This window comes from Burkholderia mycopellens, assembly GCF_964265025.1.
GTDB lineage: Bacteria > Pseudomonadota > Gammaproteobacteria > Burkholderiales > Burkholderiaceae > Burkholderia.
In genome coordinates, this window is record NZ_OZ183802.1 from 2,413,788 (window position 1) to 2,437,738 (window position 23,951).

28 protein-coding genes and 1 pseudogene are annotated in these 23,951 nt (G+C 64.9%); 12 read left to right on the forward strand and 17 right to left on the reverse strand.

The genetic code is table 11. The features are described 5' to 3' along the window. Nucleotides 1-18: 18 nt before the first annotated feature. From ACPTTC_RS11115 to mltG, 5 genes are all read right to left on the reverse strand, one after another. On the reverse strand, nt 19-729 hold the full coding sequence (locus ACPTTC_RS11115; protein ID WP_423392514.1) for an ankyrin repeat domain-containing protein: 711 nt from the start codon (nt 727-729) through the stop codon (nt 19-21). Nucleotides 730-772: 43 nt separating this feature from the next. Then, the gene (locus tag ACPTTC_RS11120; protein ID WP_175955909.1) at nt 773-1,552 is read right to left on the reverse strand and encodes a TatD family hydrolase; all 780 of its coding nucleotides are present in this window, start codon (nt 1,550-1,552) and stop codon (nt 773-775) included. Nucleotides 1,553-1,693: 141 nt separating this feature from the next. Beyond that, the gene (locus ACPTTC_RS11125; protein ID WP_423392515.1) at nt 1,694-2,722 is read right to left on the reverse strand and encodes a DNA polymerase III subunit delta'; all 1,029 of its coding nucleotides are present in this window, start codon (nt 2,720-2,722) and stop codon (nt 1,694-1,696) included. Between the two features lie 19 nt (nt 2,723-2,741). After that, nucleotides 2,742-3,362, reverse strand: a complete 621-nt coding sequence (gene tmk, locus ACPTTC_RS11130) for a dTMP kinase (protein WP_226196938.1) — start codon at nt 3,360-3,362, stop codon at nt 2,742-2,744. Beyond that, on the reverse strand, nt 3,362-4,381 hold the full coding sequence (gene mltG / locus ACPTTC_RS11135) for an endolytic transglycosylase MltG (RefSeq protein ID WP_175955903.1): 1,020 nt from the start codon (nt 4,379-4,381) through the stop codon (nt 3,362-3,364). Before mltG ends, tmk begins: the two co-directional genes overlap by 1 nt. A gap of 77 nt (nt 4,382-4,458) precedes the next feature. Between mltG and ACPTTC_RS11140 the strand changes: the two genes are divergently transcribed. Then, a complete protein-coding gene (locus ACPTTC_RS11140) occupies nt 4,459-5,493 on the forward strand; it encodes a YgfZ/GcvT domain-containing protein (protein WP_423392516.1) in 1,035 nt (344 codons plus the stop codon). A 76-nt stretch (nt 5,494-5,569) separates the two neighbouring features. Further along, nucleotides 5,570-6,415: an NRDE family protein gene (locus ACPTTC_RS11145; RefSeq protein ID WP_226196929.1), complete on the forward strand. Its 846-nt coding sequence runs from the start codon at nt 5,570-5,572 to the stop codon at nt 6,413-6,415. Between the two features lie 20 nt (nt 6,416-6,435). Here the strand turns inward: ACPTTC_RS11145 and ACPTTC_RS11150 are convergent, their stop codons facing one another. The 5 genes and pseudogenes from ACPTTC_RS11150 to ACPTTC_RS11170 all read right to left on the reverse strand — a co-directional run. Next, nucleotides 6,436-6,876: a GNAT family N-acetyltransferase gene (locus tag ACPTTC_RS11150; RefSeq protein WP_423392517.1), complete on the reverse strand. Its 441-nt coding sequence runs from the start codon at nt 6,874-6,876 to the stop codon at nt 6,436-6,438. Between the two features lie 41 nt (nt 6,877-6,917). Beyond that, entirely contained in the window at nt 6,918-7,877 is a 960-nt protein-coding gene (locus tag ACPTTC_RS11155) for an alpha/beta hydrolase (protein WP_423392518.1), read from the reverse strand. Between the two features lie 168 nt (nt 7,878-8,045). After that, entirely contained in the window at nt 8,046-8,525 is a 480-nt protein-coding gene (locus ACPTTC_RS11160) for a PaaI family thioesterase (RefSeq protein ID WP_175955894.1), read from the reverse strand. Then, on the reverse strand, nt 8,522-8,836 hold the full coding sequence (locus ACPTTC_RS11165; RefSeq protein WP_423393351.1) for a Dabb family protein: 315 nt from the start codon (nt 8,834-8,836) through the stop codon (nt 8,522-8,524). The genes ACPTTC_RS11160 and ACPTTC_RS11165 overlap by 4 nt, the downstream gene beginning before the upstream one ends. Before the next feature lie 222 nt (nt 8,837-9,058). Continuing rightward, nucleotides 9,059-9,205 (reverse strand): annotated as a pseudogene (locus ACPTTC_RS11170) (IS256 family transposase); the annotation flags it as partial. A gap of 664 nt (nt 9,206-9,869) precedes the next feature. Between ACPTTC_RS11170 and ACPTTC_RS11175 the strand changes: the two are divergent. From ACPTTC_RS11175 to ACPTTC_RS11215, 9 genes are all read left to right on the forward strand, one after another. Beyond that, nucleotides 9,870-10,187 (forward strand): hypothetical protein, encoded by a 318-nt coding sequence (locus ACPTTC_RS11175; protein ID WP_423392519.1) that lies wholly within the window; start codon nt 9,870-9,872, stop codon nt 10,185-10,187. 538 nt (nt 10,188-10,725) lie between these two features. Beyond that, nucleotides 10,726-10,929 carry a cold-shock protein gene (locus ACPTTC_RS11180; protein WP_175005330.1) on the forward strand — a complete coding sequence of 68 codons (204 nt, stop codon included), beginning with the start codon at nt 10,726-10,728 and terminating at the stop codon, nt 10,927-10,929. A 443-nt stretch (nt 10,930-11,372) separates the two neighbouring features. Continuing rightward, a complete protein-coding gene (infA, locus tag ACPTTC_RS11185) occupies nt 11,373-11,672 on the forward strand; it encodes a translation initiation factor IF-1 (RefSeq protein WP_423392520.1) in 300 nt (99 codons plus the stop codon). A 332-nt stretch (nt 11,673-12,004) separates the two neighbouring features. Next, nucleotides 12,005-12,289, forward strand: coding sequence for a hypothetical protein (locus ACPTTC_RS11190; protein ID WP_226196922.1), 285 nt, complete (start codon nt 12,005-12,007; stop codon nt 12,287-12,289). Between the two features lie 47 nt (nt 12,290-12,336). Further along, nucleotides 12,337-12,546, forward strand: a complete 210-nt coding sequence (locus ACPTTC_RS11195) for a hypothetical protein (RefSeq protein ID WP_423392521.1) — start codon at nt 12,337-12,339, stop codon at nt 12,544-12,546. A 33-nt stretch (nt 12,547-12,579) separates the two neighbouring features. Continuing rightward, the gene (gene rpsU, locus ACPTTC_RS11200) at nt 12,580-12,792 is read left to right on the forward strand and encodes a 30S ribosomal protein S21 (RefSeq protein ID WP_175969598.1); all 213 of its coding nucleotides are present in this window, start codon (nt 12,580-12,582) and stop codon (nt 12,790-12,792) included. An 18-nt stretch (nt 12,793-12,810) separates the two neighbouring features. Further along, a complete protein-coding gene (locus tag ACPTTC_RS11205; protein ID WP_264165923.1) occupies nt 12,811-13,002 on the forward strand; it encodes a hypothetical protein in 192 nt (63 codons plus the stop codon). Between the two features lie 502 nt (nt 13,003-13,504). Beyond that, entirely contained in the window at nt 13,505-13,720 is a 216-nt protein-coding gene (locus tag ACPTTC_RS11210) for a hypothetical protein (RefSeq protein ID WP_226196918.1), read from the forward strand. A 135-nt stretch (nt 13,721-13,855) separates the two neighbouring features. Then, the gene (locus ACPTTC_RS11215) at nt 13,856-14,140 is read left to right on the forward strand and encodes a hypothetical protein (RefSeq protein ID WP_423393352.1); all 285 of its coding nucleotides are present in this window, start codon (nt 13,856-13,858) and stop codon (nt 14,138-14,140) included. On the opposite strand, the gene ACPTTC_RS11220 is transcribed toward ACPTTC_RS11215, so the two are convergent. From ACPTTC_RS11220 to ACPTTC_RS11230, 3 genes are all read right to left on the reverse strand, one after another. Beyond that, nucleotides 14,080-14,274: an IS1096 element passenger TnpR family protein gene (locus tag ACPTTC_RS11220; RefSeq protein ID WP_423392522.1), complete on the reverse strand. Its 195-nt coding sequence runs from the start codon at nt 14,272-14,274 to the stop codon at nt 14,080-14,082. The genes ACPTTC_RS11215 and ACPTTC_RS11220 overlap by 61 nt on opposite strands. Nucleotides 14,275-14,560: 286 nt before the next feature. Continuing rightward, the gene (locus tag ACPTTC_RS11225; protein ID WP_423392523.1) at nt 14,561-15,091 is read right to left on the reverse strand and encodes an isochorismatase family protein; all 531 of its coding nucleotides are present in this window, start codon (nt 15,089-15,091) and stop codon (nt 14,561-14,563) included. Nucleotides 15,092-15,333: 242 nt separating this feature from the next. Beyond that, nucleotides 15,334-15,498 carry a hypothetical protein gene (locus ACPTTC_RS11230; RefSeq protein ID WP_423392524.1) on the reverse strand — a complete coding sequence of 55 codons (165 nt, stop codon included), beginning with the start codon at nt 15,496-15,498 and terminating at the stop codon, nt 15,334-15,336. 415 nt (nt 15,499-15,913) lie between these two features. On the opposite strand from ACPTTC_RS11230, the gene ACPTTC_RS11235 reads away from it, so the two are divergent. Further along, nucleotides 15,914-18,058 carry a hypothetical protein gene (locus ACPTTC_RS11235; protein ID WP_423392525.1) on the forward strand — a complete coding sequence of 715 codons (2,145 nt, stop codon included), beginning with the start codon at nt 15,914-15,916 and terminating at the stop codon, nt 18,056-18,058. 163 nt (nt 18,059-18,221) lie between these two features. Here ACPTTC_RS11235 and ACPTTC_RS11240 read toward each other — a convergent pair whose 3' ends face one another. The 4 genes from ACPTTC_RS11240 to ACPTTC_RS11255 form a co-directional block, all read right to left on the reverse strand. Further along, nucleotides 18,222-19,622, reverse strand: coding sequence for a sensor domain-containing diguanylate cyclase (locus ACPTTC_RS11240; RefSeq protein ID WP_423392526.1), 1,401 nt, complete (start codon nt 19,620-19,622; stop codon nt 18,222-18,224). 261 nt (nt 19,623-19,883) lie between these two features. Further along, the gene (locus ACPTTC_RS11245) at nt 19,884-21,062 is read right to left on the reverse strand and encodes an acetyl-CoA C-acyltransferase (protein WP_175955878.1); all 1,179 of its coding nucleotides are present in this window, start codon (nt 21,060-21,062) and stop codon (nt 19,884-19,886) included. A gap of 51 nt (nt 21,063-21,113) precedes the next feature. Next, nucleotides 21,114-21,746 (reverse strand): bifunctional nicotinamidase/pyrazinamidase, encoded by a 633-nt coding sequence (gene pncA, locus ACPTTC_RS11250; RefSeq protein WP_175955875.1) that lies wholly within the window; start codon nt 21,744-21,746, stop codon nt 21,114-21,116. A 40-nt stretch (nt 21,747-21,786) separates the two neighbouring features. Then, nucleotides 21,787-23,871, reverse strand: a complete 2,085-nt coding sequence (locus tag ACPTTC_RS11255) for a 3-hydroxyacyl-CoA dehydrogenase NAD-binding domain-containing protein (protein ID WP_423392527.1) — start codon at nt 23,869-23,871, stop codon at nt 21,787-21,789. Between the last annotated feature and the right edge of the window lie 80 nt (nt 23,872-23,951).

The window sequence follows — 23,951 nt, forward strand, 5'->3', positions numbered from 1 at the left end:
CTGCCGCACCGAAAACCGCTATTTTGCACTCTTTTGCGCATCTGCCGGCGTCGATGCCCCGATGCGCGTCGTCCGCTTGCTCAGGATCTCGATCGCGTCCGGCGCGTTGTAGTGCTTCGCGAATTCGAGCGCGGTGATGCCGAGCTGGTTCTTCACCTGCGGATCGGCGCCCTGGTCGAGCAGCAGCGTGACCGTCGACGGATGGTTGCCGCGCGCGGCCATCATCAGCGGCGTCGTGCCGTTCGGCGACGCGGTATCGATGTACGCGTCGTGGTCGAGCAACAGCTTCACCACTGCGTCCTGACCGTTGGTCGCTGCGTAGTGCAGCGGCGCCCAGCCCTTCTTGCTGACTTCCGCGCCCTTGTCGATCAGCAGCTTCGCGAGGCCGACGTCGCCGTTCAGCGATGCGAGCATCAGCGCATTTTCGCCGGCCTTGTCTTCCTTCTCGAGGTCGACGTTCGGCGTCGTGGCGAGCGCCGCCGCGACCTTGTCGGACTTCTCGCGTGCAGCGATCACGATCAGCGGGTCGCCGTTCGGCGCGACCGTGTTCGGATCGAGCTTGCCGCTCTTGAGCTGCTGGCCGATGTCGGCGATGTCGTCGAACTTGACGGCCTTGACGATCGCATCGAGCGATTCGGCATGCGCGCCGGCGGTCGCAAACAGGCCGCTCGCGACAAGCGCGGCGGCAACGAGTGCGCGTTTCGGCAGATGGTTGGTCGGCTTCGTCATTGTTGTGGGCTCCTTCCCTGGGTTGTCGGCTGCGCGCGCGTCGTTAGCGGGCGATCTTGAACAGCCGGAAAAAGTTCTGCGTCGTCGCATCGGCGAGCGCCTCGACGGCGATCCCGCGCTCGGATGCGATAAAACGTCCGACATGGCTGACGTACGCAGGTTCATTCGGCTTGCCGCGATACGGCACCGGCGCGAGGTACGGCGAGTCGGTCTCGATCAGCAGCCGGTCGAGCGGCACGCGCCGCGCGACGTCCTGCACGTCGGTCGCGTTCTTGAACGTGACGATGCCCGACAGCGAGATATGGAAGTTCTGCGCGAGTGCCTGTTCGGCCACCGGCCACGGCTCGGTGAAGCAGTGCATCACGCCGCCCGGCACGTCCGCGCGCTCCTCGGCCATGATCCGCAGCGTGTCCTCCGACGACGAGCGCGTGTGGATGATCAGCGGCTTCATCGTCGCGGTCGCCGCGCGGATATGCGTGCGAAAGCGTTCGCGCTGCCATTCCATATCGTCGATCGAGCGGCCTTCGAGACGGTAGTAGTCGAGGCCCGTTTCGCCGATCGCGACGACCTTCGGGTGCGCGGCCAGCTCGACAAGCTCCGCGAGCGTCGGCTCGCGCGCGTCCTCGTGATCGGGATGCACGCCGACCGATGCATAGACGTTGTCGTGCGCGTCCGCGATCGCAAGGACCTCCGGCAGCGTCTCGAAATCGACGGACACGCACAGCGCGTGCGTGACGTCGTGCTCGCGCATGTTCTCGAGAACAGCCGGCAGGCGGTCGGCCAGGCCCTTGAAATTGATATGGCAGTGAGAATCGACGAACATCGTGTTTCCTGAATTCGTAAGGCGGTTGCTCATGCGCGCGCCGGCATGCGGCAACGGGCGGCGTTCGCGGGCCGGCCGGCCACGGTCGCGTCGCGGAGTGAGCCGGCCATCATTTCGCAACCCGCAAGAAACAATGCGGCATCACGCGAATATTTCCCGATAACCGAGAAACAATTCCTCGAATACGAGCCGCGCGTTGAGCGGATGGTTCTCGACCGTCCGCTGCCGCGTCACGGCCTTCATGAAGCGGGCGAACGCGCTCGCATCGACCGCTTCCGCGCAGCGCGCGAGCGCCGCCGCGTGCATCGGGAAGTAGCGCGGCGTGCCCGCCATCCGCTGGGCGAGCAGGTCGTACAGCCAGCGCTGCAGCCAGCCAAGCACCAGCGGCACCGGCAGCTTCTGCAGCGTCTCGCCACACGCGAACGGGTCGCACGCCGCACCGGCCGCGAGTTGCCCGAGCGTGTAGTCGCGCAGCGGGCGATTCTCGTCGCTCGCGAGCGCCAGCGCGGCGAGCGGCGCGCCGCCGGCCTCGGCGAGCAGCGCAGGCGCATGATCGACGCCCTGCGCGGCGAGCCAGGCCGCGGCCGCGTCCGGCGCCGGCACCGTCATCGGCCACTGCCGGCAGCGGCTGATGATGGTCGGCAGCAGGCGGTCGATGCGCGCCGACACGAGCAGGAACACGACGCCGGACGGCGGTTCCTCCAACGTTTTCAGCAGCGCGTTCGACGCGGCGACGTTGAGTGCCTCGGCCGGATACAGCACGACGACACGCGCGCCGCCGCGATGCGAACCAACCCCGCAGAAGTCGAGCAGCGCGCGCACCTGCTCGATCTTGATTTCCTTGCTCGGCGCCCGCGTCTTCTTACTGCCTTCGTCCGCGTCGGCCGCCTTCGCGTCGTCCGCGGCGCCCGGCGCCTCGCCCGCCAGCGCCTCGGGCAGCACGATCCGGTAGTCCGGATGGTTGCCCTGCGAGAACCAGGTGCAGGCCGCGCAGGTGCCGCACGGCTCGCCGTTCGGCTGCGGCGATTCGCACAGGAAGCCCTGCGCGAGATGCTGCGCGAACTGCAGCTTGCCGATCCCGGCCTGCCCATGCAGCAGCAGCGCGTGCGGCCATTGCGCACGCAGTTGCTGCAGGCGGTTCCAGTCGTCGGTCTGCCACGGATAGATCATGGGGTGCGCTCCTTGCGAATTACAGCGCGGCAAGCACGCGTTCGAGCTGCTGGCGGATCTCGGGAATCGTCTGCGCCGCGTCGACGATCGCGAAGCGGTGCGGCGCCTCTTCCGCGCGTCGCAGATATTCGCTGCGCGTGCGCTTGAAGAACGCGTCGGACTCGCTTTCGAACTTGTCGGGCATGCGCGCGGCGCCGCGGCGCTCGCTCGCAACCTGCGGCGCGACGTCGAACAGCACCGTCAGGTCGGGCTGGAAACCGCCCTGCACCCAGCGCTCGAGCGTCTCGAGCTTGTCGCGCGGCAGCCCCCGGCCGCCGCCCTGGTACGCGAACGTCGCATCGGTGAAGCGATCGGACACGACCCAGTCGCCGCGCGCGAGCGCCGGCTCGATCACGAGCGCCAGATGCTCGCGGCGCGCGGCGAACATCAGCAGCGCTTCCGTCTCGAGATCCATCGGCTGGTTCAGCAGGATCTCGCGCAGTTTCTCGCCGAGCTGCGTGCCGCCCGGCTCACGGGTGACGACGACCTGTCTGCCGGCCGCGGCCAGCTTGCCCTGGAGGCGTTCGCAAAACCATTGCAGGTGGGTGGTCTTCCCCGCCCCGTCGATGCCTTCGAACGTGATGAATTTACCGCTCGCCATTATTGCCCTCGTATGTATTTGTCCACGGCCTTGTTGTGGTCGCCGAGCGTGTCGGAGAACACGCTCGTGCCGTCGCCTTTCGCGACGAAATAGAGCGCGCTCGTCTGTGCCGGATTGATCGCCGCCTGCAGCGCGGCCACGCCGGGCAACGCGATTGGAGTAGGCGGCAGCCCGCGCCGGGTGTAGGTATTGTAAGGAGTGTCGGCCTGCAGGTCGCGCTTGCGCAGGCGGCCGTCGTACAGATCGCCGAGCCCGTAGATCACCGACGGATCGGTCTGCAGCGGCATGCCGATGCGCAGCCGGTTCGCGAACACCGCTGCGACGAACGCGCGGTCGGCCGCATGGCCGGTTTCCTTCTCGATGATCGACGCGATCGTCAGCGCTTCGTAAGGTGTCTTGTACGGCAGGCCCGGCACGCGCGCGGCCCAGGCCTCGTCGAGACGCGTCTGCATCAGATGGTATGCGCGCCGGTAGATGTTCAGGTCGCTCGTGCCCTTGTCGAACAGATAGGTATCGGGGAAGAACAGCCCCTCGCCGCTGCCGCGCTGCACCGCGCTGTCCGACGCGCCGATCGCGCGCAGCAGCTCGGCGTCGCTCATGCCGGCCGTCGAGTGCGCAAGATCGGGGTTCGAGTCGAGTTCCGCGCGCATCCGCTTGAAGGTCCAGCCTTCGATGACCGTCGCGACATACTCGTTCACGTCGCCGCGCGCGATCTTCTGCAGCACCTCGTAAGGCGTGATGCCGGTCTTGAATTCGTAGTTGCCGGATTTGAGCCGGCTCGACAGCCCGAGCACGCGGGTCATCGCGACGAAGCCGAGCGGCTCGACCGGCACGCCGCCGCGCTTCAGTTGCAGCGCGACGCTCTTCACGCTGCTGCGCGGCTTGATCGTGACGTCGAGCGATGCCGAACCCAGCAGCAGGGGCCGGGTTGCCCAGTAATATCCGCCGCCCGCGCCGGCAGCGGCCACAACGACGGCCAGCGCCGCGATCGTCGCGGCGCATTTCTTCAGTAGGGACATGGAAACGTGACTCAGGTAAGACCCATATAATACTTGCTCGCCTCCGTCAAAGTCAGGGTTGACTGTTCCCTCATTCCATGAGCACACCGTTCGCTTCACCGGCAGTCCAGGCCGCACCCGCCTCGCTCCCCGTTTTCCCCCGCCCGCCCGCCGCCGATTTCGACGCGCCGGGCGCCTGCATGCCGCTGCCGCAGTTCGGCGTGATCGACGTGGCCGGCGATGATGCCGCGACGTTCCTGCACAGCCAGCTCACCAACGACATCGAACATCTCGACGCCGCGAGCGCGCGGCTGTCCGGCTACTGCTCCCCGAAGGGGCGCCTCCTCGGCTCGTTCCTCACGTGGCGCGCCGGCCACGGCGTGCGCCTGCTGGTGTCGAAGGACGTGCAGCCCGCCGTGCAGAAGCGGCTGTCGATGTTCGTGCTGCGCGCAAAAGCGAAGCTGACGGATGCGAGCGACGCGCTCGCGGTGGTCGGTTTCGCGGGCGACGTGCGCGACGCGCTGTCGGGCATCTTCGACGCGCTGCCGGACGGCGTGCACGTGAAGGTCGACGGCCCCGCCGGCACGCTGATCCGCGTGCCCGATGCAGCCGGCCGCAAGCGCTATCTGTGGATCAGCCCGCGCGCGGAAGTCGACGCGCGCATCGCCGCGCTCGGCGGCACGCTCCCGGTCGTGTCGCCGGCCGTCTGGGACTGGCTCGACATCCGCGCGGGCGAACCGCGCATCACGCAGCCTGCCGTCGAACAGTTCGTGCCGCAGATGGTCAACTTCGACGTGATCGGCGCCGTTAACTTTCGCAAGGGGTGCTACCCGGGCCAGGAAATCGTCGCGCGCAGCCAGTACCGCGGCACGATCAAGCGCCGCACCGCGCTCGCGCACCTCGCCGGCGAGACCGATACCGTGCATGCCGGCATCGAGCTGTTCCACAGCGACGATCCCGGCCAGCCGTGCGGGATGATCGTCAACGCGGCGGCCGCGCCCGCAGGTGGCATCGACGCGCTCGTCGAGATCAAGCTCGCCGCGCTCGACAACGGCACGGTGCACCTCGGTTCGGCCGACGGCCCGGTGCTTGCGTTCGACACGCTGCCGTACGCCTGGCCGACGGAAGCGTGATGCACCGACAACCCGTTCGCGCGCCGGCTCGCGAGTCGCAGCCGGCGCCCGACGTTTCCTGCGAGAGATTCGCCCGATGTGTCTGATTGCCTTCGACTGGCAGCCCGATGCCGCCGCCGGTCCCGTCTTTACCCTCACCGCCAATCGCGACGAGTTCTTCCGTCGGACGAGCGCGCCGCTCTCGTGGTGGGAAGATGTACCGGGCGTGCTTGCCGGCCGTGATCTCGAAGCAGGCGGCACGTGGCTCGGCGTATCGCGCGACGGCCGTTTCGCCGCGCTGACGAACTACCGCGCCCCGTTCGACATTCGCGCCGGCGCGCCGACCCGCGGCAAGCTCGTGTCCGATTTCCTCGGCGGGCCGTCCGTCGCGCCGCTCGACTACCTCGGGCAGCTCGCCGAGCATGCGGCCGTCTACAACGGCTTCAACCTGCTCGTCGGCGACTGGCGGCGGCGTGAACTCGCGTGGTTCTGCAATCGCGCGCCCGAGGGCGAAAGCGGTGTCGCCGCGCCCGTCGCGATCGCACCCGGCGTGCATGCGCTGTCGAATGCGCGGCTCGATACGCCCTGGCCGAAAGTGGTGCGCAAGCGCGCGGAACTCGGCACGCTGCTCACCGACAATCCAACCCCGACGCTCGACGAGCTGATCGCGCTGATGCGCGACCCGCATGTCGCGGACGACGACGCACTCCCGCACACGGGCATTCCGATCGAGCGCGAGCGTGCGCTGTCGGCCGCGTTCATCGAGACCCCCGAATACGGGACACGCGGCACGACCGCGCTGCGCGTCACGATGAAGGAAGGCGTGCGGCTGACGGTCGAGATCAAGGAACGCTGCGACGACGACGGCTCGCACCGAACCGTCCGCCCGGGCACGTTCGAGCGCGCATTCACGTTCGACCTCGACGCGACACAGCCGCGCTGAGCGCGCGAACAGGCGCCGTGCTACGGCGCGCGCGCCATCTCGACGTGCGGCACGCCGGCTTCGACGAACGGTTCACCGACCGCCGTAAAGCCGTGCCGCAAATAGAACGACACGGCCGAATCCTGCGCGTAGAGCCGCACGACGATTTCGCCGCGCCGCCGCGCCGCCTCCAGCAGTGCGTCGAGCACGGCCGACCCGACGCCCTGCCCGCGCGCGTCGGCCAGCACCGCGACGCGCCCGATCGTGCCGGACGGCAGCAGCCGCCCCGTCGCGACCGCGCGGCGTATACCGGTCGCCGCATCGACCCGGTACGCCACCGCATGGAGCGACAGCGGATCGTCTTCATCGAGCTCCCATTCCGGTGGAATCTGCTGCTCGCGCACGAACACCGCGTCGCGAATCCGCGCAGCGTCGCCGCCCAGTACCGTCCAGTCGCCGGTTTCCACCACGCCGTCCGTCATCGCAGCTCCCATGCGGCGCGCACGCCGCTCAACCATCGCCATCAAACGTCGTCGAATGCGGCCTTCAGCGCCGCGACGGCATCGGCATGCGCGGCCCGTACCTCGGGCACGTAGCCGGCCATCTTGAAGAATTCGTGGATCATCCCCGGATAGCAGACCAGCGTGACCGCGTTGCCCGCCGCGCGCAACTTGTCCGCATACGCGGCGCCTTCGTCGCTCAGCGGATCGTATTCGGCCGTCGCGATCCACGCCGGCGCGACGCCCGAGAACGACGGCGCATCGCGCATGCCGTCGAGCGGCGCGAAACGCCAGTCGTCGCGGTCCGCCCGATCGCGCACGTATTGCGTGAAGAACCACTGGATCGTGTCCTGCGTCAGCAAGTATCCGCTCGCGAGCCGCGCATGCGATTCGGTGTCCTGGTAGCCCGTCACGCCCGGATAGATCAGCATCTGGAGCGCCAGGCGAATGCCTGCGTCGCGTGCGAGCACTGCGCATACGGTCGCGAGCGTGCCGCCCGCGCTGTCGCCGCCGACGGCCAACCGTTCGGCGTCGATACCGAACGTGGCGGCCTCGCGATGCAGCCATTGCAACGCGTCGTCGGCGTCGTTCACCGCGGTCGGGAACCGGTGTTCCGGCGCGAGCCGGTAGCCGACCGACAGCACCGCGCATTGCGCATCGTGCGCGAACATCCGGCACAGCGCGTCGTGCGTATCGACGCTGCCGACTGTGAAGCCGCCGCCATGGTAGTAGACGAGCGCGGGCAGCGGCTCCGCGAGGCTCGGCGCGACCGGCAGGTACAGCCGTGCACCGATCGTGCGGCCGTCGCGCGTCGGCACGACGCATTCCTCGACCGAATGCATCGACGCCGGCGCGACGTCGAGGATCGGCGCGCTTTTCTCGTACGCGGCACGCGCCTGCTGCGGCGTCTGGTGGTGATAGGACGGACGTTTCGCACGCTCGATCATGTCGAGCACCTGGGCGATCTTCGGATTCAGCGGCATCGGTTAGGACGGCGCCTGCGGGGCACCGTGAACGGACAAGCGTGCATGATGCCATGCGCGCGTCAGGCAAGCGTCACGCGCCGTGCGTATCGACATTCCGGTGCGCCAAGACGCGTCGCAAAACAGGACGGCCCTGCCTGTGAAGAGGCAGGGCCGTGCATCCGGCGCTTACGCGTCGCTCGGGCCGGGCTGGGCGTCAGGCGCCGTGCGCGAGCGTTGCCGCTTGATGTCGCGGCCCACCGCGAGCCGCCGCATGTACTTGAACGTGCCGAGCGCCTTCGCAACGAAATTGCCGTCGCTGTCGCGCACTTCGCCCTCGCAGTAGGCCATCGTCGTCGAGCGATGCATCACGCGCCCGTAAGCGCGCAACTCGCCGCGACCCGGCTGCATGAAGTTCACCTTCATCTCGACCGTCACGACGCCGACACCGTCATCGGTCAGGCTGCGTGCAGCCATCGCGAGCGCGATGTCCGCAAGCGTCATCGTCACGCCGCCGTGCGCGATGCTCCACGTGTTCATGTGCCGCTCTTCGAGCGGCAACACGAGCTCGCTCGCACCGTCCTTCGCGGACACGAGCTGCACACCGAGCAGGTCGACGAACGGGCTTTCGATCGACGGGACGTCCGTCGGGGTTGCCGCGTCGCTCATCGTGCGGTGTCGACGATGTAGTCGACGCACTCGCGCGATTCGGCCACCGCGACGACGAATTTCTTCACTTCCTGGTGAACCGGGTGCACCTGGTACGCATCGAGCGCGGCCTTGTCCGCGAAATCGGATACGAGCACGATGTCGGCGGTCGCGTCGAGGCCCGGCGTCGCCACGCCGATGTCGATCTGCAGCGTGCCTGGCACGAGGTCGCGGCAGCCTTCGAGCTTTTCCTTCAGCTTCAGCGCGTTCTGTGCACGCGTCGCGCCCTCGGCCGATTCCTTCAACTTCCACATGACGATATGTCTGATCACTTCGTTCGCTCCTGTTCGTGATGGTTCGGGAATTTCCCCAAAACCCTTGCCAGTTGGGCACCTTACGCCCTTCCTCCGTTCGCTCACATCCGCCGAAAATCGCGTCCGGCCGAAAAGTAGGGGAATAAAGGGGGGGGTATCATTTCGACCATCCAAAGACGATACCTCTTTTTCACCATGCCACTTGCCGACATCAAGACCCGACAAGCGAAGGCAGGCAACAAGCCTACCAAACTGGGTCATGGCTGTCTTCCAGTCGTGAGCGGCACGCCCCCAGTCAGCCGTGAGGTTGCGCAGTGCCAGCCAGACCAGTTTCGTTGCCGCATTGTCGGTCGGGAAGCGGCCTCGGGTCTTGATGATCTTGCTTAGCTCACGCCGGACGGTTTGGCGCTGCCTGGCGCGTAGCCGAGACGGCGATTCATCTCGCATTCAACGATGCGTGTTCTTCGTCGCAACCGAAATTAAACAGTTGCCTGACCGGCGATGCGCGTATGATGGTTTCGTCCGGGCTCCATTTGTGGATTAACGGGCCTCCCTCCCCCGCAGTCCGTGTCGCGCCCTACTTGCGCACCACATTCCCCCCTCACCACACCCGCCGCGCGGCAGCGACACAGCTCGGAGTCGGCTCCTGCGCCCCTGAGTGAACCCCGGTGTTCTGGCGGGGCAGCAAGTCAAGATGCAAATCGTCAACAACAGGCGGCAAACATGAGCTGGTACTGCGAAGTGGAGCGCGAGTTGGTCCACATCAGGCGAGCGATCGGACTCCTTGAGCAAGCAGAACACGCCTTCATCGACAGATCGCCTGTAAGCAATCCATCGTATTGGACAGTCAAGCTCAACAGACTCCGCAGGCAATCTCAGCGAAACAAGGTCCTCGAACTCCAAGTAGATGAGCTTTTGGGACGCCTCGAACAAATCCACAATTCGCGCAGTTGCAAATAGAAACCAGTTCCGTCAGCCTCATCGTTTTCCTGGGCTCGTCCAATCCGGGAGGCAGTTCAAGCAAGTCGAATTCAACCTTCAGGGCAACATCATGATTGACGCCAAACCAAGCAACACGTTTCGACACCTTCCACTCTCGCCAGAGCAAGACGCGGAAATCCGGCACCATATAAAGAAGAAGGAACAAAGGGGCGAGCAATGGGACACCCCTGAACTGGCGATGATGCTCGGAGACATGCTCTCCCCTCCGCCCAGCGACGATGCGGAGCCAGAGCCTACGGTTGAAGAAACGAAACTGGCTTGCGAGTATGCATTGGCATCGATCGACGAAGCCATGGGATCCGTTTCCGCAAGCGAGGAACGACTCGCCGCGGTGGAAGCCGAGGAAATGAAGCATCCACGACGATAGTGTTTTGCCAGCGTCAACGTGCCGTGTCCGCGAATTGACGATCATCCGTGCCAGCCATCGCGATTCGCCACCCGGAACGACGGGATCAATGATCACCTTGCAGCTGTGTCACCAGGCGGTCCGTTTTGGGAACGAGTCGACGTGATCCACACCCGTTTCGGACCGTTGCCGCGTGAACGCGTCGGTCAGCGCTTTCACGCATCGTCCAGTCGTTCGCAAGAGCCACGACCCCCAGTTCGCTACCTGCAAATTCATTCGCAATTCGAAGAATTGATCAACGTCGGTCGGTGCACGACGCCTGCATCGACTGTGGCACTTGAGTTCCGGTCACTCACCGGTTTGTCACGTGCTCCCCCCGGCCAAAAGCGCTTGACACATTTCTTGACGACGCGTACTGTCGGCCGCTGAAGTATTCAAGAAGCGCGATTGCTGCTCATCATCGACCGCAACCTGCGGTATTCGTTGTCCTCTCCCTCCTTGATTTCTTTTCCTCGTCCATTCGAGGCGTATGTGCTCGTCCATTTTCAGGAGATCTGCCATGGATACCGGTACCGTCAAGTGGTTCAACGACAGCAAGGGCTTCGGCTTCATCACCCCCGACAGCGGCGGCGACGATCTGTTTGCTCACTTCTCGGAAATTCGCGGCGACGGCTTCAAGACCCTCGCGGAAGGTCAGAAAGTCAGCTATGAGACAAAGAATGGCCCCAAGGGTCTGCAAGCATCGAACATTACCCCGCTGTAATCGCCCGACGCCATCCGTCCTGCTCACGAAGCGACACCTCACTGCCGCTTCAATTGCTACACCCTCCGTCGTAGATGCAACGCGACTCGACGCAGACCAGGCCCGACCATCCGTCTCACATCCGGCCGTCGACCAAGTGCGTATGTCGATACGCAAACATCGCTCGTAGCGCGCGTGTTCAGCCGCACGAGTGCGATCGGGCAAGGCATGTTCACCGCCTCCCCGCAAGCCGCACATCAGGAGAATCCGCATGACCCGAAGTCAGCCTCGCAGTAACAAGGCCCCTCCGCGTGCCAAGCAGGCCATGATCCTGCCCAAGTTGGGCACCGCATTGAACTGGGTGCCGCCAAAGCCGCCCTCCGGCACCAACTCGCGCCCGAAGAGGCGCCCACTTGCGCCGCAATAGCGAATTGAGCCGGTCGTAACAGCGAACTTGCCTTCGGATGCAGGTCATCGCTCTGACGGGAGACATTGGCACGGCAAAAGAACAACGCCCGGAACCGGACGGCGTTGTCGATGAAGTCCTCCCGGGCAGCAGATTCCGCGTGACACCGGAAAACGGCGCGACGGTCGCCGCACACGCATCGGGACGCATGCGCAGGCACCGTATCAGGATCCTCGCAGGGGCTCGCGTAAGGCTGGCGTTGTCCGTCTACGATCTGACCAACGGCCGCATCAATTTCCGGCACAGAGACGACCGGGCGCCGGGCGCTTCGACGGGAAAGCGATTCGTTCGACGCTAGCCTGATCACGCGGTCGTCGAGTGGACACGTGACAACGTCACCGCCTGCCACTCGCAAGCCGATACCGCACACCTGTCGCACCGCATGCCGACAGGTTCTTGTACGTACCCAAAATAAATCATACGGGCATCAAACGATGCGCGTATGATGGGTTCATCAGGGAGATCACCAGACCTCTGATCTTTCGCCCCTCCATCCGCCCTCTTGCTGCATCGCCCCTCCTTCGCGCTGCAACGTAGTCCCCTTCACCAACCAGCCCGCTCCGCAACAGGGACACCGGCTGGATGTGTTCGCCCATGCGACTCGTCGTGGCCGAACGCCAGGAGTTTGTCATGAGCATGCACGTCTACCGTGGATTCGAGATTTACCCATTGATTTACCCGCACGTGCCGGCGCCGAATGGCAGCCCGCATAACTACGATGCCGGGTTCGACGCGGCCGTCAAGATTTGCCTTCGCGGGACCACCGATACGCTGACACAGAGCCAGACGTTCAGATTGCGCGACACCTCGCCATATGACAGCGCCGGCGACGCCCGTCGTGCCTCGGTGCGCTTTGCCGAGAACATCATCGACGACAATCGCGAAAAACAGGGTTTCTTTTCCAGCGCACGCTGAAGCGACTCGTCAGCGCAACACAATTTCCCGGTCGTTTGGAGGGCGAAATGATCATCGACGAACTACTCGGCTTGATCAGACGAAATGAGGTCACCCGGATCGACACCGTCGTGCCCTCCAGAATCGCCGATTCAGCGATGTGCCGTCAACATGAGCTGCAAATGTTCGTGGCAATACGTGCACTATCGATCGGGGCCGGATATTCGGAATTCGAATCCGACGAGATAGCCAGCGCCGTCATGACACGACTCGGCTAGCTGTACGCTCGAATCTTTCAAAACAGGATCTACATGACGACAATTATTCTGAAGCTCAACGAACCGATCGATGTCGCGCTCCGGCGATTCCGGCGTGGCATCGAGAAAACCGGGTTGATTCGCGAGTTGCGCAGCCGCACCGGCTATGAAAAGCCCACGACGGAACGCAAGCGCAAAAAAGCCAGCGCCGTTGCCAGGCAGCGCTTGCGTGCGAAACGCATGTTGCCGCCCCGGAAAATGTACTAGGAGGGCATCGTGTACAACATGCCGACCGAGGCGCCTCCGTTTTTCCCGCTGACTAAATGCGAAGTCGATTTCAATCAGCAGAAAGACATGGTGACCCTGTTACCTAGCTTCTATGCATTCGGGTGCGAGTACACCAGCCGGGGTTTTCTGATCGGTCGGGACGACGCATTCAAATTGATTGCCGCAATAGAGAAGGCGCTCAGTATCTGAGGATGGGCTCACGCCGACGCGTTCACAAACATTGAAAGCCAGAAGACCAACCATGCGCGTCGCAACCAGGTATGTGGATCTGCTCTGTTTCCTTGTTGCGCTGCAACTCGTCACCCAAAGGAAAACTCGTCAGTGGCTGTCACCCCATCAGCTAGTTGAATCATTGCAGGCATGGCTAATCGTCCATCGAGCGAAATGCGAGTGGCGCGATCGCGTCTGGATAGGTCATGCTGCTCTTCAGATAGCGAAGTCCGTCCACCCGGTGGATAGCTCCACGCCTCCTGAACAGCGTCCTGGTGCTGCATATGACTCGACAACCCACCCGCAAGGTGCGCCCGCAAATCGGTTAGGTCTACGACTAAAGTGCATCCAGTACCTTCGGGAGCGTGTCTGACAGTAACCGTCATGTGATGGTGCGAGCGCTCGAGCAACAGCAGCAAGCTAACGAGAAGAAATCGTCAGTCGTTGACTCGATCACCGAAATACAGAATTTGGACGAAAAATGCTCTTCAATTCAACACGATTCCGGATCGATTCGACACCGCGCAGAGCCGATGTCCAGTATGTCGCGCACGTGCGGATTACCGCGACACTGATGAACGGCACGGAGCAAGAAGTACACAATAGCAGCGATCTGGCTGCCTTCTACAATCGTGACGATGCAGTTGCGTACGCAAAAAAATGGGCAGAGGAATGGCTAACGTCACAGTATGGTTGACGAGCGATGTCAATGCTCGAACGCGACGAGCAGAGCTAACGGAACCATTCTTCCACGTTGAAAACCCTATGCGGATGGCGACGTTCGAAGGAGTCTGATTTGCTAACCAGATCTCGAGGAATGGCAACGCCGACGATGATAGTCGACCGAAGTTACGTACCTCACTACGTTGTGCTTCTGGACGGCTGGCGACCTTATGTATTGAATATGGACCGCATCGTTATCCGACGTGAAGCGAGTCGGTTGTTGCTTGCCTTTGCTCGGACCCATGGCAAACTTGAGCGCATCGACGGTGACGAATGGAACACGTTTTCCGACACACAAAATCTTTCGGCGCCTGAGCGTCGCGAAGCGCGATTCTATGTACTCGTATTGGGGACCGAGACCCAGCACCAGTTACGGTTGCTCGCCAATCTCTGAAATTTCCGTTCGGGGATGCCGTAGCGCTCCTCCGCAATCTCGAACTCATGCAGGTGACTGTCGGTCCAGCCCAGAGCGGCTTGGATCAATGTGTCTAATCGCTTCGTTCGCTCCCGTTCGCGTTGATCCGCCATTCCCGCTGAAACCCTAGCCGGTCACGCATGTTCCGCCGCCCCGCCATTCACTCGCGTGCCGGACCGCGCGACCAGGCGCTGAAAGGCTGGGCTCGAAACGGGCATCAATTCATACCAGCGGCAACGATGCCCAATTTTCTCCGTGTCGCCCGCCGACGCGAGGATCCCGCCCGCGACCGCCGCCAGCAAGCCTACCCAACCTGCCGGCTCCAATGGCCGGTATCCCGAGATTCACGCATCCGGCTCCAGGAACGCTGTTTCCGTCAGCGCGCGGGGGCGACGCGACTCATTTGATCAGGCGCAGCACATCGCGAAAATGGGGATGCCGGCTGGATCCCAGCCACTCGAACCCGATCATCTCGACCGTCGCGATTTGCGCCCCCGCCGCCCCGAGCCGAGCGATCCCTGCGTCCCGGTCAATCGTCTTGCGCGACCCCACTGCATCGCTGACCACCGTGACTTGGCGGCCGCTGCGCAACAGCCCGAACGCCGTTTGCAACACGCACACGTGCGCCTCGCAACCGGCGACGACGACGCTATTGCGCCCGGCCGGCAATGCATCGACCAGTCCCTCGGCGCACGCGTCGAAATGGTCCTTGACGATCGTGTTCGAGCACAGCGCCTGGATGTCCGGTACGTTCCGGCCCAACTGGACGGGGCTCTGCTCGGTACCCATCACCGGCACCCCGACTATCTGCGCAATACGGGCAAGTCGGACCGCCTGCGTGACGACGGATACCCCTTCGTGGATCACCGGCATCAGCCGCGTCTGAAAATCAACCAATACGACCACTGAATCGTCGGGTACGTGCAGCACGGTGCATGCTCCGGAGTGAACGCGACGTCAACCACCATCGACCATCGATGAAGAGTCGCTCTGTCGCAAAATCGTCAGCCCCGCAAATGACGGATATCGAATCGCATCAATGATCGACTGCGTCAATTCGGTAAACGGAAGCGGGCCCCCAGCCTACCAAACTTGCCGACGCGGTTGGCGCGATCGCATGGAGTCAGGTTCTCGGGGTCCCCCGTCGGCCCGGTCGCAGGAACGCCGGTTGCTCACCGCTCCGTATCGCCGAATCCATCGCCTTCCGCGCCTTCCGTTTCCACCGCCCGAGACTCGGCGACAGACGAACCGTCATGATTCAATCCCGGTTCGAAATCAATCGCCAATACGGACATCGATTGCCAATCGATTTTCGCCGAACTCGATAATCGGCGCATCTCCACTCCCTCTTAAATTTGCATATTTTACCGATCCGGCAAGCAATAATTGCGACCTCATTTCAGTGCATTATACGAAAACCATCAATTCATTATTGACTTCGACTTTATCGGAACTTTAGAATCCCCTACGGCGGCTTACGTTTTGTTTTTCACGCCGTGTACGCACCAACGGCGGCACTGCACCGGGACACCAGCAGAGCAGTCTTTCATGCCTGGCCGAGGCAGCGCCTCCTATTGTTTTCAATTCAGGAATTAACCGATAACGGGTTATTTCCCATTCAATTCACCCCAGAATCACGCCCGGATTAATTCCATAATTTCCGGGAATTCCACAATGCCGGGTGAAGCAGACCGAGCACCCGCTCATTCGATAAGTCTCGAAAAAATCGCCAGTCATCAGGAGGGACGTGACATGCATCGCTTCGCGAAATCGCTGTGCACGGGATTCGTCTGCGCCGGCCTGCTCGCCGCCTGCAACGACGACGACATCCAGCCGGCCAGCCCGCCATCGAACCAGGCTGCGCTGTCGTTCCGCATGGACACCGGTGGCCAGATCAACGCGTTCTACCGACAGGACAAGATCGCCGCGCACCTGCTCGCGCGCTCGTCGACGAAGCCGCGCCTGCTCGTGGTCTTCCCCGCCGGCAACAGCGGCACGGGGCTGTGGTTCGACGACACCGCGCAGCCGGTGAACTGGAGCCTCGACACGCCGCCGTCCGCGCTATCGGCACCCGACGCACACGGCCGCCCGCTGTACGGTATCGGCGCCGACGTGTCGGTGGACACCAACGCGCTGACGATCCGCCAGGGCGTGCTCAGCAACGTGCGCTTCCTGCGTGACTTCAACGGCGGCGCAACGGTTCCGGAGCAGATCCTCACCGCGCCGACGGTCCAGGGCAGCGCCGCACAATGGCAACGCGACCGGATCGACGGCGCGCCCGGCTATTCGCTGCGCATCACGCTGCGCGGCGGCGGCAGCATCGCGCCGGCAGCGGGCGGCAAGCTCGTCCTGAGCGCACCGGCGGGCTCGCACACGCTGCGGCTGCACGTCGATGCGCTGTCGGGCGAGACGCCGTTGTCGCCGATCACGCGTGCCGACCTGCTCGCGCCGTCCGTCAACCCCGACCCGGTGAGCCAGAACGTGCTCGAGTTCCTGAGCTTCCACGACAAGCTGCTGGCCGGCTCGTGGCAGTACGACACCTACTTCGGCCGCGACACGCTGATCTCGGTGCGCATGCTGATGCCCGTGCTCGCACCCGCGGCGATCGAGGCAGGCCTGTCGTCGGTGCTGAGCCGGCTGTCGACCGACGGCAAGGTCGCGCACGAGGAAGGTATCGGCGAATTCGCCCTCGTCGACAACCAGAAGAACGGGCGGCCGAACGATTCGACGCCAACCTACGACTACAAGATGATCGACAGTGACTACCTGCTCGCGCCGATCGCTGCCGCGTGGCTGATCGACGATACGCGCGGCCAGGCCCGCGCGGCCGCATATCTTGCACAACGCGGCAGCGACGGGCAGACCAACGGCAGCCGCCTGGTCGTCAACCTGCTGCACGTCGCGACGACCGCGCAGCCGTTCGCGCAGCAGCCGTCGGTCGCGAACCTGATCCACCTGCGGCCCGGCGAGATCGTCGGCAACTGGCGCGACAGCACCGACGGGCTCGGCGGCGGCGTCTACCCGTACGACGTGAATGCGGTGCTCGTGCCGGCCGCGTTGCGCGCGGCGAACGCATTCCTCACGCGCGGCCTGCTCGATCCGTATCTGGATGCCGGACAGCGCGCGACGCTCGCCAACACGGCGAACCAGGCGGCCACGTGGGAAACGCAGGCACCTCCGCTGTTCCAGGTCAGCGTGCCGGCCACGCAGGCGGCCACCGACGTGTCCGCCTATGCGCCGTCCGCCGGCGTGCCGGCCGGCGCCGCACCGGGCATGCCGCTGGCGTTCTACGCGCTGTCGCTCGATCAGCAGGGCAATCCGATCCCGGTGATGAATTCGGATGGCGGCTTCGCGCTGCTGTTCGGCACGCCGCCGGACGACGAGCTTCAGCGGATCGTCGCCGACGTCACGCGGCCGTTCCCGACCGGGCTCGTGACCGATGCCGGGATGCTGATCGCGAATCCTGCGTATGCAAGCCAGACGCTGTGGCCGAAGTTCACCAGTTCCGCGTATCACGGCACGGTAATCTGGTCGTGGCAGCAGGCGATGTGGGTGGCCGGGCTCGATCGCCAGCTCGCGCGCCAGGACCTGTCAGCCGCGACACGCACGCTGCTCACGCAAGCGCGGCAGACGATCTGGCAGGTGATCTCGAACGGACGCGACATGCGCACGTCGGAGATGTGGACGTGGTCCTACGTGAACGGCAAGTACCAGACCGATGCATTCGGCACGCGCAGCGCGGACGCCACCGAGGCGAACGCGGCACAGCTCTGGAGTACGACGTATCTCGCGATCCGTGATCCGCAGCAGCGTGCGGGCAAGTATTGGTGGCAGGCGTCGCAGCGGATGCAGGATGCTCAGCCGAAGAAGCGCGCCGCGGCCCTGGCATCGCGGTAACGCAGCGCCGGACGCATACCGACCTGGCATGCACAAGCCCCGGAGGCGTTACCGCCACCGGGGCTTCGGCAGGCATTGAAGCGACCGACACCTCTTCCGCACGGCCGCATTGCCGAACGTCGCGCGCCCGATCACCCGTGCCCGCGTGCCGCGCAAACCCATGTCACCGCGAAACGACCCGGTTCCGCCCTTCCCGTTTCGCCTGGTACAGGCGTTCGCCGACCACGCGCAGCAACGCATCGACCGTGCTGCCGTCGGCCCCGTATTGCGCGACGCCGACGCTGACCGTCACCTGCACGCGCTTGAAATCGAGCCCGAACGGCGAACTCGCGATCGACGAGCGCACGCGCTCGGCGGTCATCCGCGCACCTTCGAGCGGCATTTCCGGCAGCAGCGCCATGAACTCCTCGCCGCCGACCCGCGCGAGCCCGCCGGCCGGCCGGATCGCATCGAGGCACTGGCGCACGACGCCACGCAGCACCTCGTCGCCGATCTGGTGCCCGTATGCATCGTTGATGTTCTTGAAATTGTCGAGATCGAGCGCGAGCAGGCAGAACGGTGTGCCGTCACGCTCGGCCCGCGCCATCTCGCGCTCGACCTGCGCGATGAACTGCCGGCGGTTCGACGCGCCCGTCATCGGATCGGTCGCGGCGATGTATTCGAGCTTCTGGTTCGTGCGTCGCAGTTCCTGCAGCGCGCTCTCGGTACGCGCCATCGATTCCGACAGCCGGCTCATCAGGTCTTCCTGGCTGTAGATCGCCGAGAACGAGCGCGTCGTCTGCAGCGCCTGCACGACGCCGTAGCTGAGCAGGAAGAAGCCGCCCGCGAAAATCGCGTGCGCGAGCCACCACATGTGATTCCACGGCTTGCCGAGAATGAACGCGAGCGACGACAGCGCAAACGCCATGATCGACACGCCGTAGATCATCATCAGCGGCGAGCGGATCCGCCGCGCGAGCAGCACGGCGACATTCAGCAGCGAGAACACGAGCGCGCCGCCTTCCATCGACAGCCGCGTACCCGGCGCGCCCGCGACCGGCGAATACGCAATGTACGCCACGGCCACGTTGACGATCACGAAGAACACGATCCACGGCAGCCACGTGCGCATGCTCGTGCGCTTCTCGATGCGATCGGGCGGTCGCGAATACGACAGCAGGCCCGTAAGCAGCAGGATCGACATCACGAGCCGCGACGCGGGCCCGTATAGCAGGAACAGCCAGATGTTGTGATGCGCCATCCCGGTGAACGCGCCATGCAGCGCATAGATCATCGCGAAGCCGAGAAAGCCAAGGGTCAGCCAGCGCAGCAGCGGCTCGCCGGACGACCGGTAGCACACCCACGTCACGTAGGTGACGAACGCGCCTTCGAGGGTCGCGGCGGCGATCGCGATTTCATGGAACGCGTGGTTCTCGAACACGACGCGCGGGTCGCTGAAGAACCACAGATAGGCGATCAGATAGGCGGGCAGCAACGCGAATCCGACCAGCAGGCATTTCGCGTAGAGCCTCGCGGCCGCGCTGACGACGCGCGGCGGTTCCCCGGCTGCATAGGTCGTACTCATTCGGTCCCCGGTCGGTCTGCTGCGTTGGTTCTAACCTTCGCGGCACGGATCGCACGACGCACGATCCGGCCCATCGTGCCGAAAGGCAAATGTCAGAGCAAGTATAGGTGGGGCAATTCGTTTGACAAGTAAGGGGAAACGGCATTGCCGGGCGCATGCCGTTTGCTTCCCGATTGTTTCGAATAGCGGATCAGTCGCGCCGATTCGCGCCGCGGCCGCCTGCCTCGCCGAAGCAAAACCGCGGCTGCTCGGCGTCAAAGATCAGAGGATTTCGAACAGCCCGGCTGCGCCCTGCCCTCCGCCGATGCACATCGTGACGACCACGTACTTCACGCCGCGTCGCTTGCCCTCGATCAGCGCATGGCCCGTCAGGCGCGCGCCCGATACGCCGTACGGATGGCCGACCGCGATCGCGCCGCCGTTCACGTTCAAGCGATCCTCGGGAATCCCGAGCGTGTCGCGGCAGTACAGCACCTGCACGGCGAACGCTTCGTTCAATTCCCACAGGCCGATATCGGCGACCTTCAGCCCCGCCTGCTTCAGCAGCTTGGGTACCGCGAACACGGGGCCGATGCCCATCTCGTCCGGTTCGCAACCGGCCACCGCGAAACCGCGGAATACGCCGAGCGGCTGCAGCCCTTCGCGCTGCGCGGCGTCGGCGCTCATCACGACGCAGGCCGACGCACCGTCCGAGAACTGGCTCGCGTTGCCGGCGGTGATCACGCCTCCCGGCACGGCCGAGCGGATCTTCGACACGCCTTCGAGCGTCGTGTCGGGGCGAATCCCTTCGTCGGCCGACACCGTCACTTCCTTCGTGAACAAGCGGCCCGTCGCCTTGTCGGCGATGCCCGCGAGCACGGTGATCGGCACGATCTCGTCGCGAAAACGCCCGGCTTCCTGCGCGGCCGCCGCCCGCAATTGCGACTGCACGCCGTACTCGTCCTGCCGCTCCTTCGAGATGCCGTAGCGCTTCGCGACGTTCTCGGCCGTCTGCAGCATGTTCCAGTAGATCTCCGGCTTGTGCTGGGCGAGCCAGCCTTCCTGGATCATGTGATGGTTCATCTCGTTCTGCACGCACGAGATCGATTCGACGCCGCCCGCCACATACACTTCGCCTTCGCCCGCGATGATCCGCTGCGCGGCCAGCGCGATGGTCTGCAGCCCGGACGAGCAGAAGCGGTTCACCGTCATCCCCGGCACCGTCACGGGCAGCCCCGCGCGCAGTGCGATCTGCCGCGCGATGTTCGCGCCGGTCGCGCCTTCGGGGTTCGCGCAACCCATGATCACGTCCTCGACGCGTGCGGGGTCGAGCTTCGCGCGTTCGAGCGCAGCCGCAACCACGTGGCCGCCGAGCGTCGCGCCGTGCGTCATGTTGAAAGCGCCGCGCCAGGATTTCGCCAACGGCGTGCGGGCGGTCGATACGATTACGGCTTCGGTCATGCGAGTCTCCTTCGGTCCTGCTTCATGTCCTGAATCGGATGGGGGAATGCGCTACGCCGCCGGGCGCGCGCCCGCGGACGTCACATGCGCGACGCCCGCTGCCTGCATCTGCTGCCATGCGCGGGCGAGCGACCCGTTCAGGTCGATCGCGCGGCACGCATCGTTGATCACCGCGGCTTCGAAACCCGCCGCGCGCGCATCGAGCGCCGACCACGCGACGCAGTAGTCGGTCGCGAGCCCGCAGCACCACACGCGTTTCGCGCCGAGCTCGCGCAGATAGCCCGCGAGCCCGGTGCGCGTCGTGCGATCGGCTTCGACGAACGCGGAATAGCTGTCGACCTGCGCGTCGCCGCCCTTGCGGATCACGAGCCGCGCATGCGGGATGTCGAGGTCGCGATGCAGCGCCGCGCCGTCGGTGTCCTGCACGCAGTGCACGGGCCACAGCACCTGCTCGCCATACGGCAGCGCGAGCGTGGAGAACGGTTCGCGGCCCGGATGGTTCGCCGCGAACGACACGTGCTCGCGCGGGTGCCAGTCCTGCGTCAGCACGACCTGGTCGAAGCGTTGCGCGAGCGCGTTGATCACCGGCACGACCGCGTCGCCGTCGGGCACCGCGAGCGCGCCGCCCGGCATGAAGTCGTATTGCACGTCGATCACGAGCAGGACGTCGTCGGTGCGTTTCATTGCATTTCTCCGGGTGTTCGTCGCGCCGCGATCCGGCGCGTCAGCCGTTGAACCCGCGGCCGGCCTTCGCGAGCGCCGCGATCGACGGCGCGAGCTGCCATGCGTCGCCGTTCGGCGCAGCCGCGTAGCGGCGAATCGCGCGCTCGACGTTGTAGAGGCCAACCATGTCCGCGTACAGCATCGGGCCGCCGCGCCACAGCGGGAAGCCATAGCCGGTCAGGTAGACCATGTCGATGTCGGACGCCTTCGACGCGATCTTCTCCTCGAGGATCTTCGCGCCTTCGTTGACGAGCGCGAACACGAGCCGCTCGACGATCTCGTCGTCGCCGATCTTGCGCCGCTCGACGCCGCGCTCCTTCGAATACGCGACGACCATCTCGTCGACGAGCGACGACGGCTTTGCCTTGCGATCGCCCGGCACGTAGTCGTACCAGCCGGCCCCCGTCTTCTGGCCGAAGCGGCCCTGCTCGCAGAGGCGGTCGGCGATCTTCGAGTACTGGAGATCGGGCTGCTCGACGTAGCGGCGCTTGCGGATCGCCCAGCCGATGTCGTTGCCGGCGAGGTCGCTCATCCGGAACGGGCCCATCGCGAAACCGAATTTCTCGATCGCCCGGTCGACCTGCGCGGGCAGCGCGCCTTCCTCGAGCATGAACAGCGCCTGACGAATGTACTGCTCGATCATCCGGTTGCCGATGAAGCCGTCGCACACGCCCGACACGACCGCCGTCTTGCGGATCTTCTTCGCCACCGCCATCACGGTGGCGAGCACGTCCTTCGCGGTCTGCGCGCCGCGCACGACCTCGAGCAGCTTCATCACGTTCGCCGGGCTGAAGAAGTGCATGCCGACCACGTCCTGCGGACGCTTCGTGAACGCCGCGATCTTGTCGACGTCGAGCGTCGACGTGTTCGACGCGAGGATCGCGCCCGCCTTCGCGACTTCGTCGAGCTTCTTGAACACCTGCTCCTTCACGCCGAGTTCCTCGAATACGGCCTCGACGATCAGGTCGGCGTCCTTCAGGTCGTCGTAGGACAACGTCGGCGTGATCAGCGCCATGCGCGCGTCGAGCTTCTCCTGCGTGAGCTTGCCCTTCTTCACCTGCGCGTCGTAGTTCTTGCGGATCGTCGCGACGCCGCGCTCGAGCGCTTCCTGTTTCGTCTCGAGCAGCGTGACGGGCAGGCCTGCGTTGACGAAGTTCATCGCGATCCCGCCGCCCATCGTGCCCGCGCCGATCACGCCGACGCGGCGGATCTCGCGCAACGGCGTATCGGCCGGCACGTCGGGAATCTTGCTCGCCGCGCGCTCGCCGAAGAACGCATGCCGCAGCGCGCGGCTTTCCGGCGTCATCATCAACGCGACGAAACCCTCGCGCTCGGCGACGCTGCCCTTGTCGAAGCCGTGCAGCACGCCAGCCTCGATCGCGTCGATGCACTTGTGCGGCGCGGGGAAATTCGGTGCGGCGGCCCGGGCCGAATTGCGCACGAACTGGATGAAGCCCGCTGCGTTCGCGTGGACGATCTTGCGATCGCGCACGCGCGGATGCGGCCCCTTCTGCGCACCGACCTTGCGGGCGAACGCGACGGCCGCGTCGAGCAGGTCGCCGTCGGCCATTTCGTCGAACAGCCCGCTCTTCGCGAGCTGCTCCGACGGCACGGGCGCGCCCGACACGATCATGTTCAGCGCGGTTTCGAGCCCCACCGCGCGCGGCAGGCGCTGCGTACCGCCCGCGCCCGGCAGCAGGCCGAGCTTCACTTCGGGCAGCGCGACCTGCGCACCGGGTGCCGCGACGCGGTAGTGCGCGCCGAGCGCGAGCTCGAGGCCGCCGCCCATCACGACGCTGTGCAGCGCCGCGACGACGGGCTTCGCGCTCGCCTCCACCGCGCGGATCACGGTGTGCAGCGTCGGCTCCTGCAACGCCTTCGGCGTATTGAATTCGGTGATGTCGGCGCCGCCCGAGAAGGCGCGTCCCGCGCCGGTCAGCACGATGGCCGTGACCGACGGATCCTGCGCGGCGCGATCGAGCGCGTCCATGACCCCCTGACGGGTCGACAGACCCAGCCCGTTGACGGGCGGATTGTTGAGCGTAAGGACGGCCACGCCGTCGCGAGTCGAGTAATCCACTGCCATCTGCCTGCCTCCATGCATCGCGCGCCGGGGTGGCTGCGCTTCATTGTGCGCGGTCGAACAGCCGCATGTCCGGATGAACG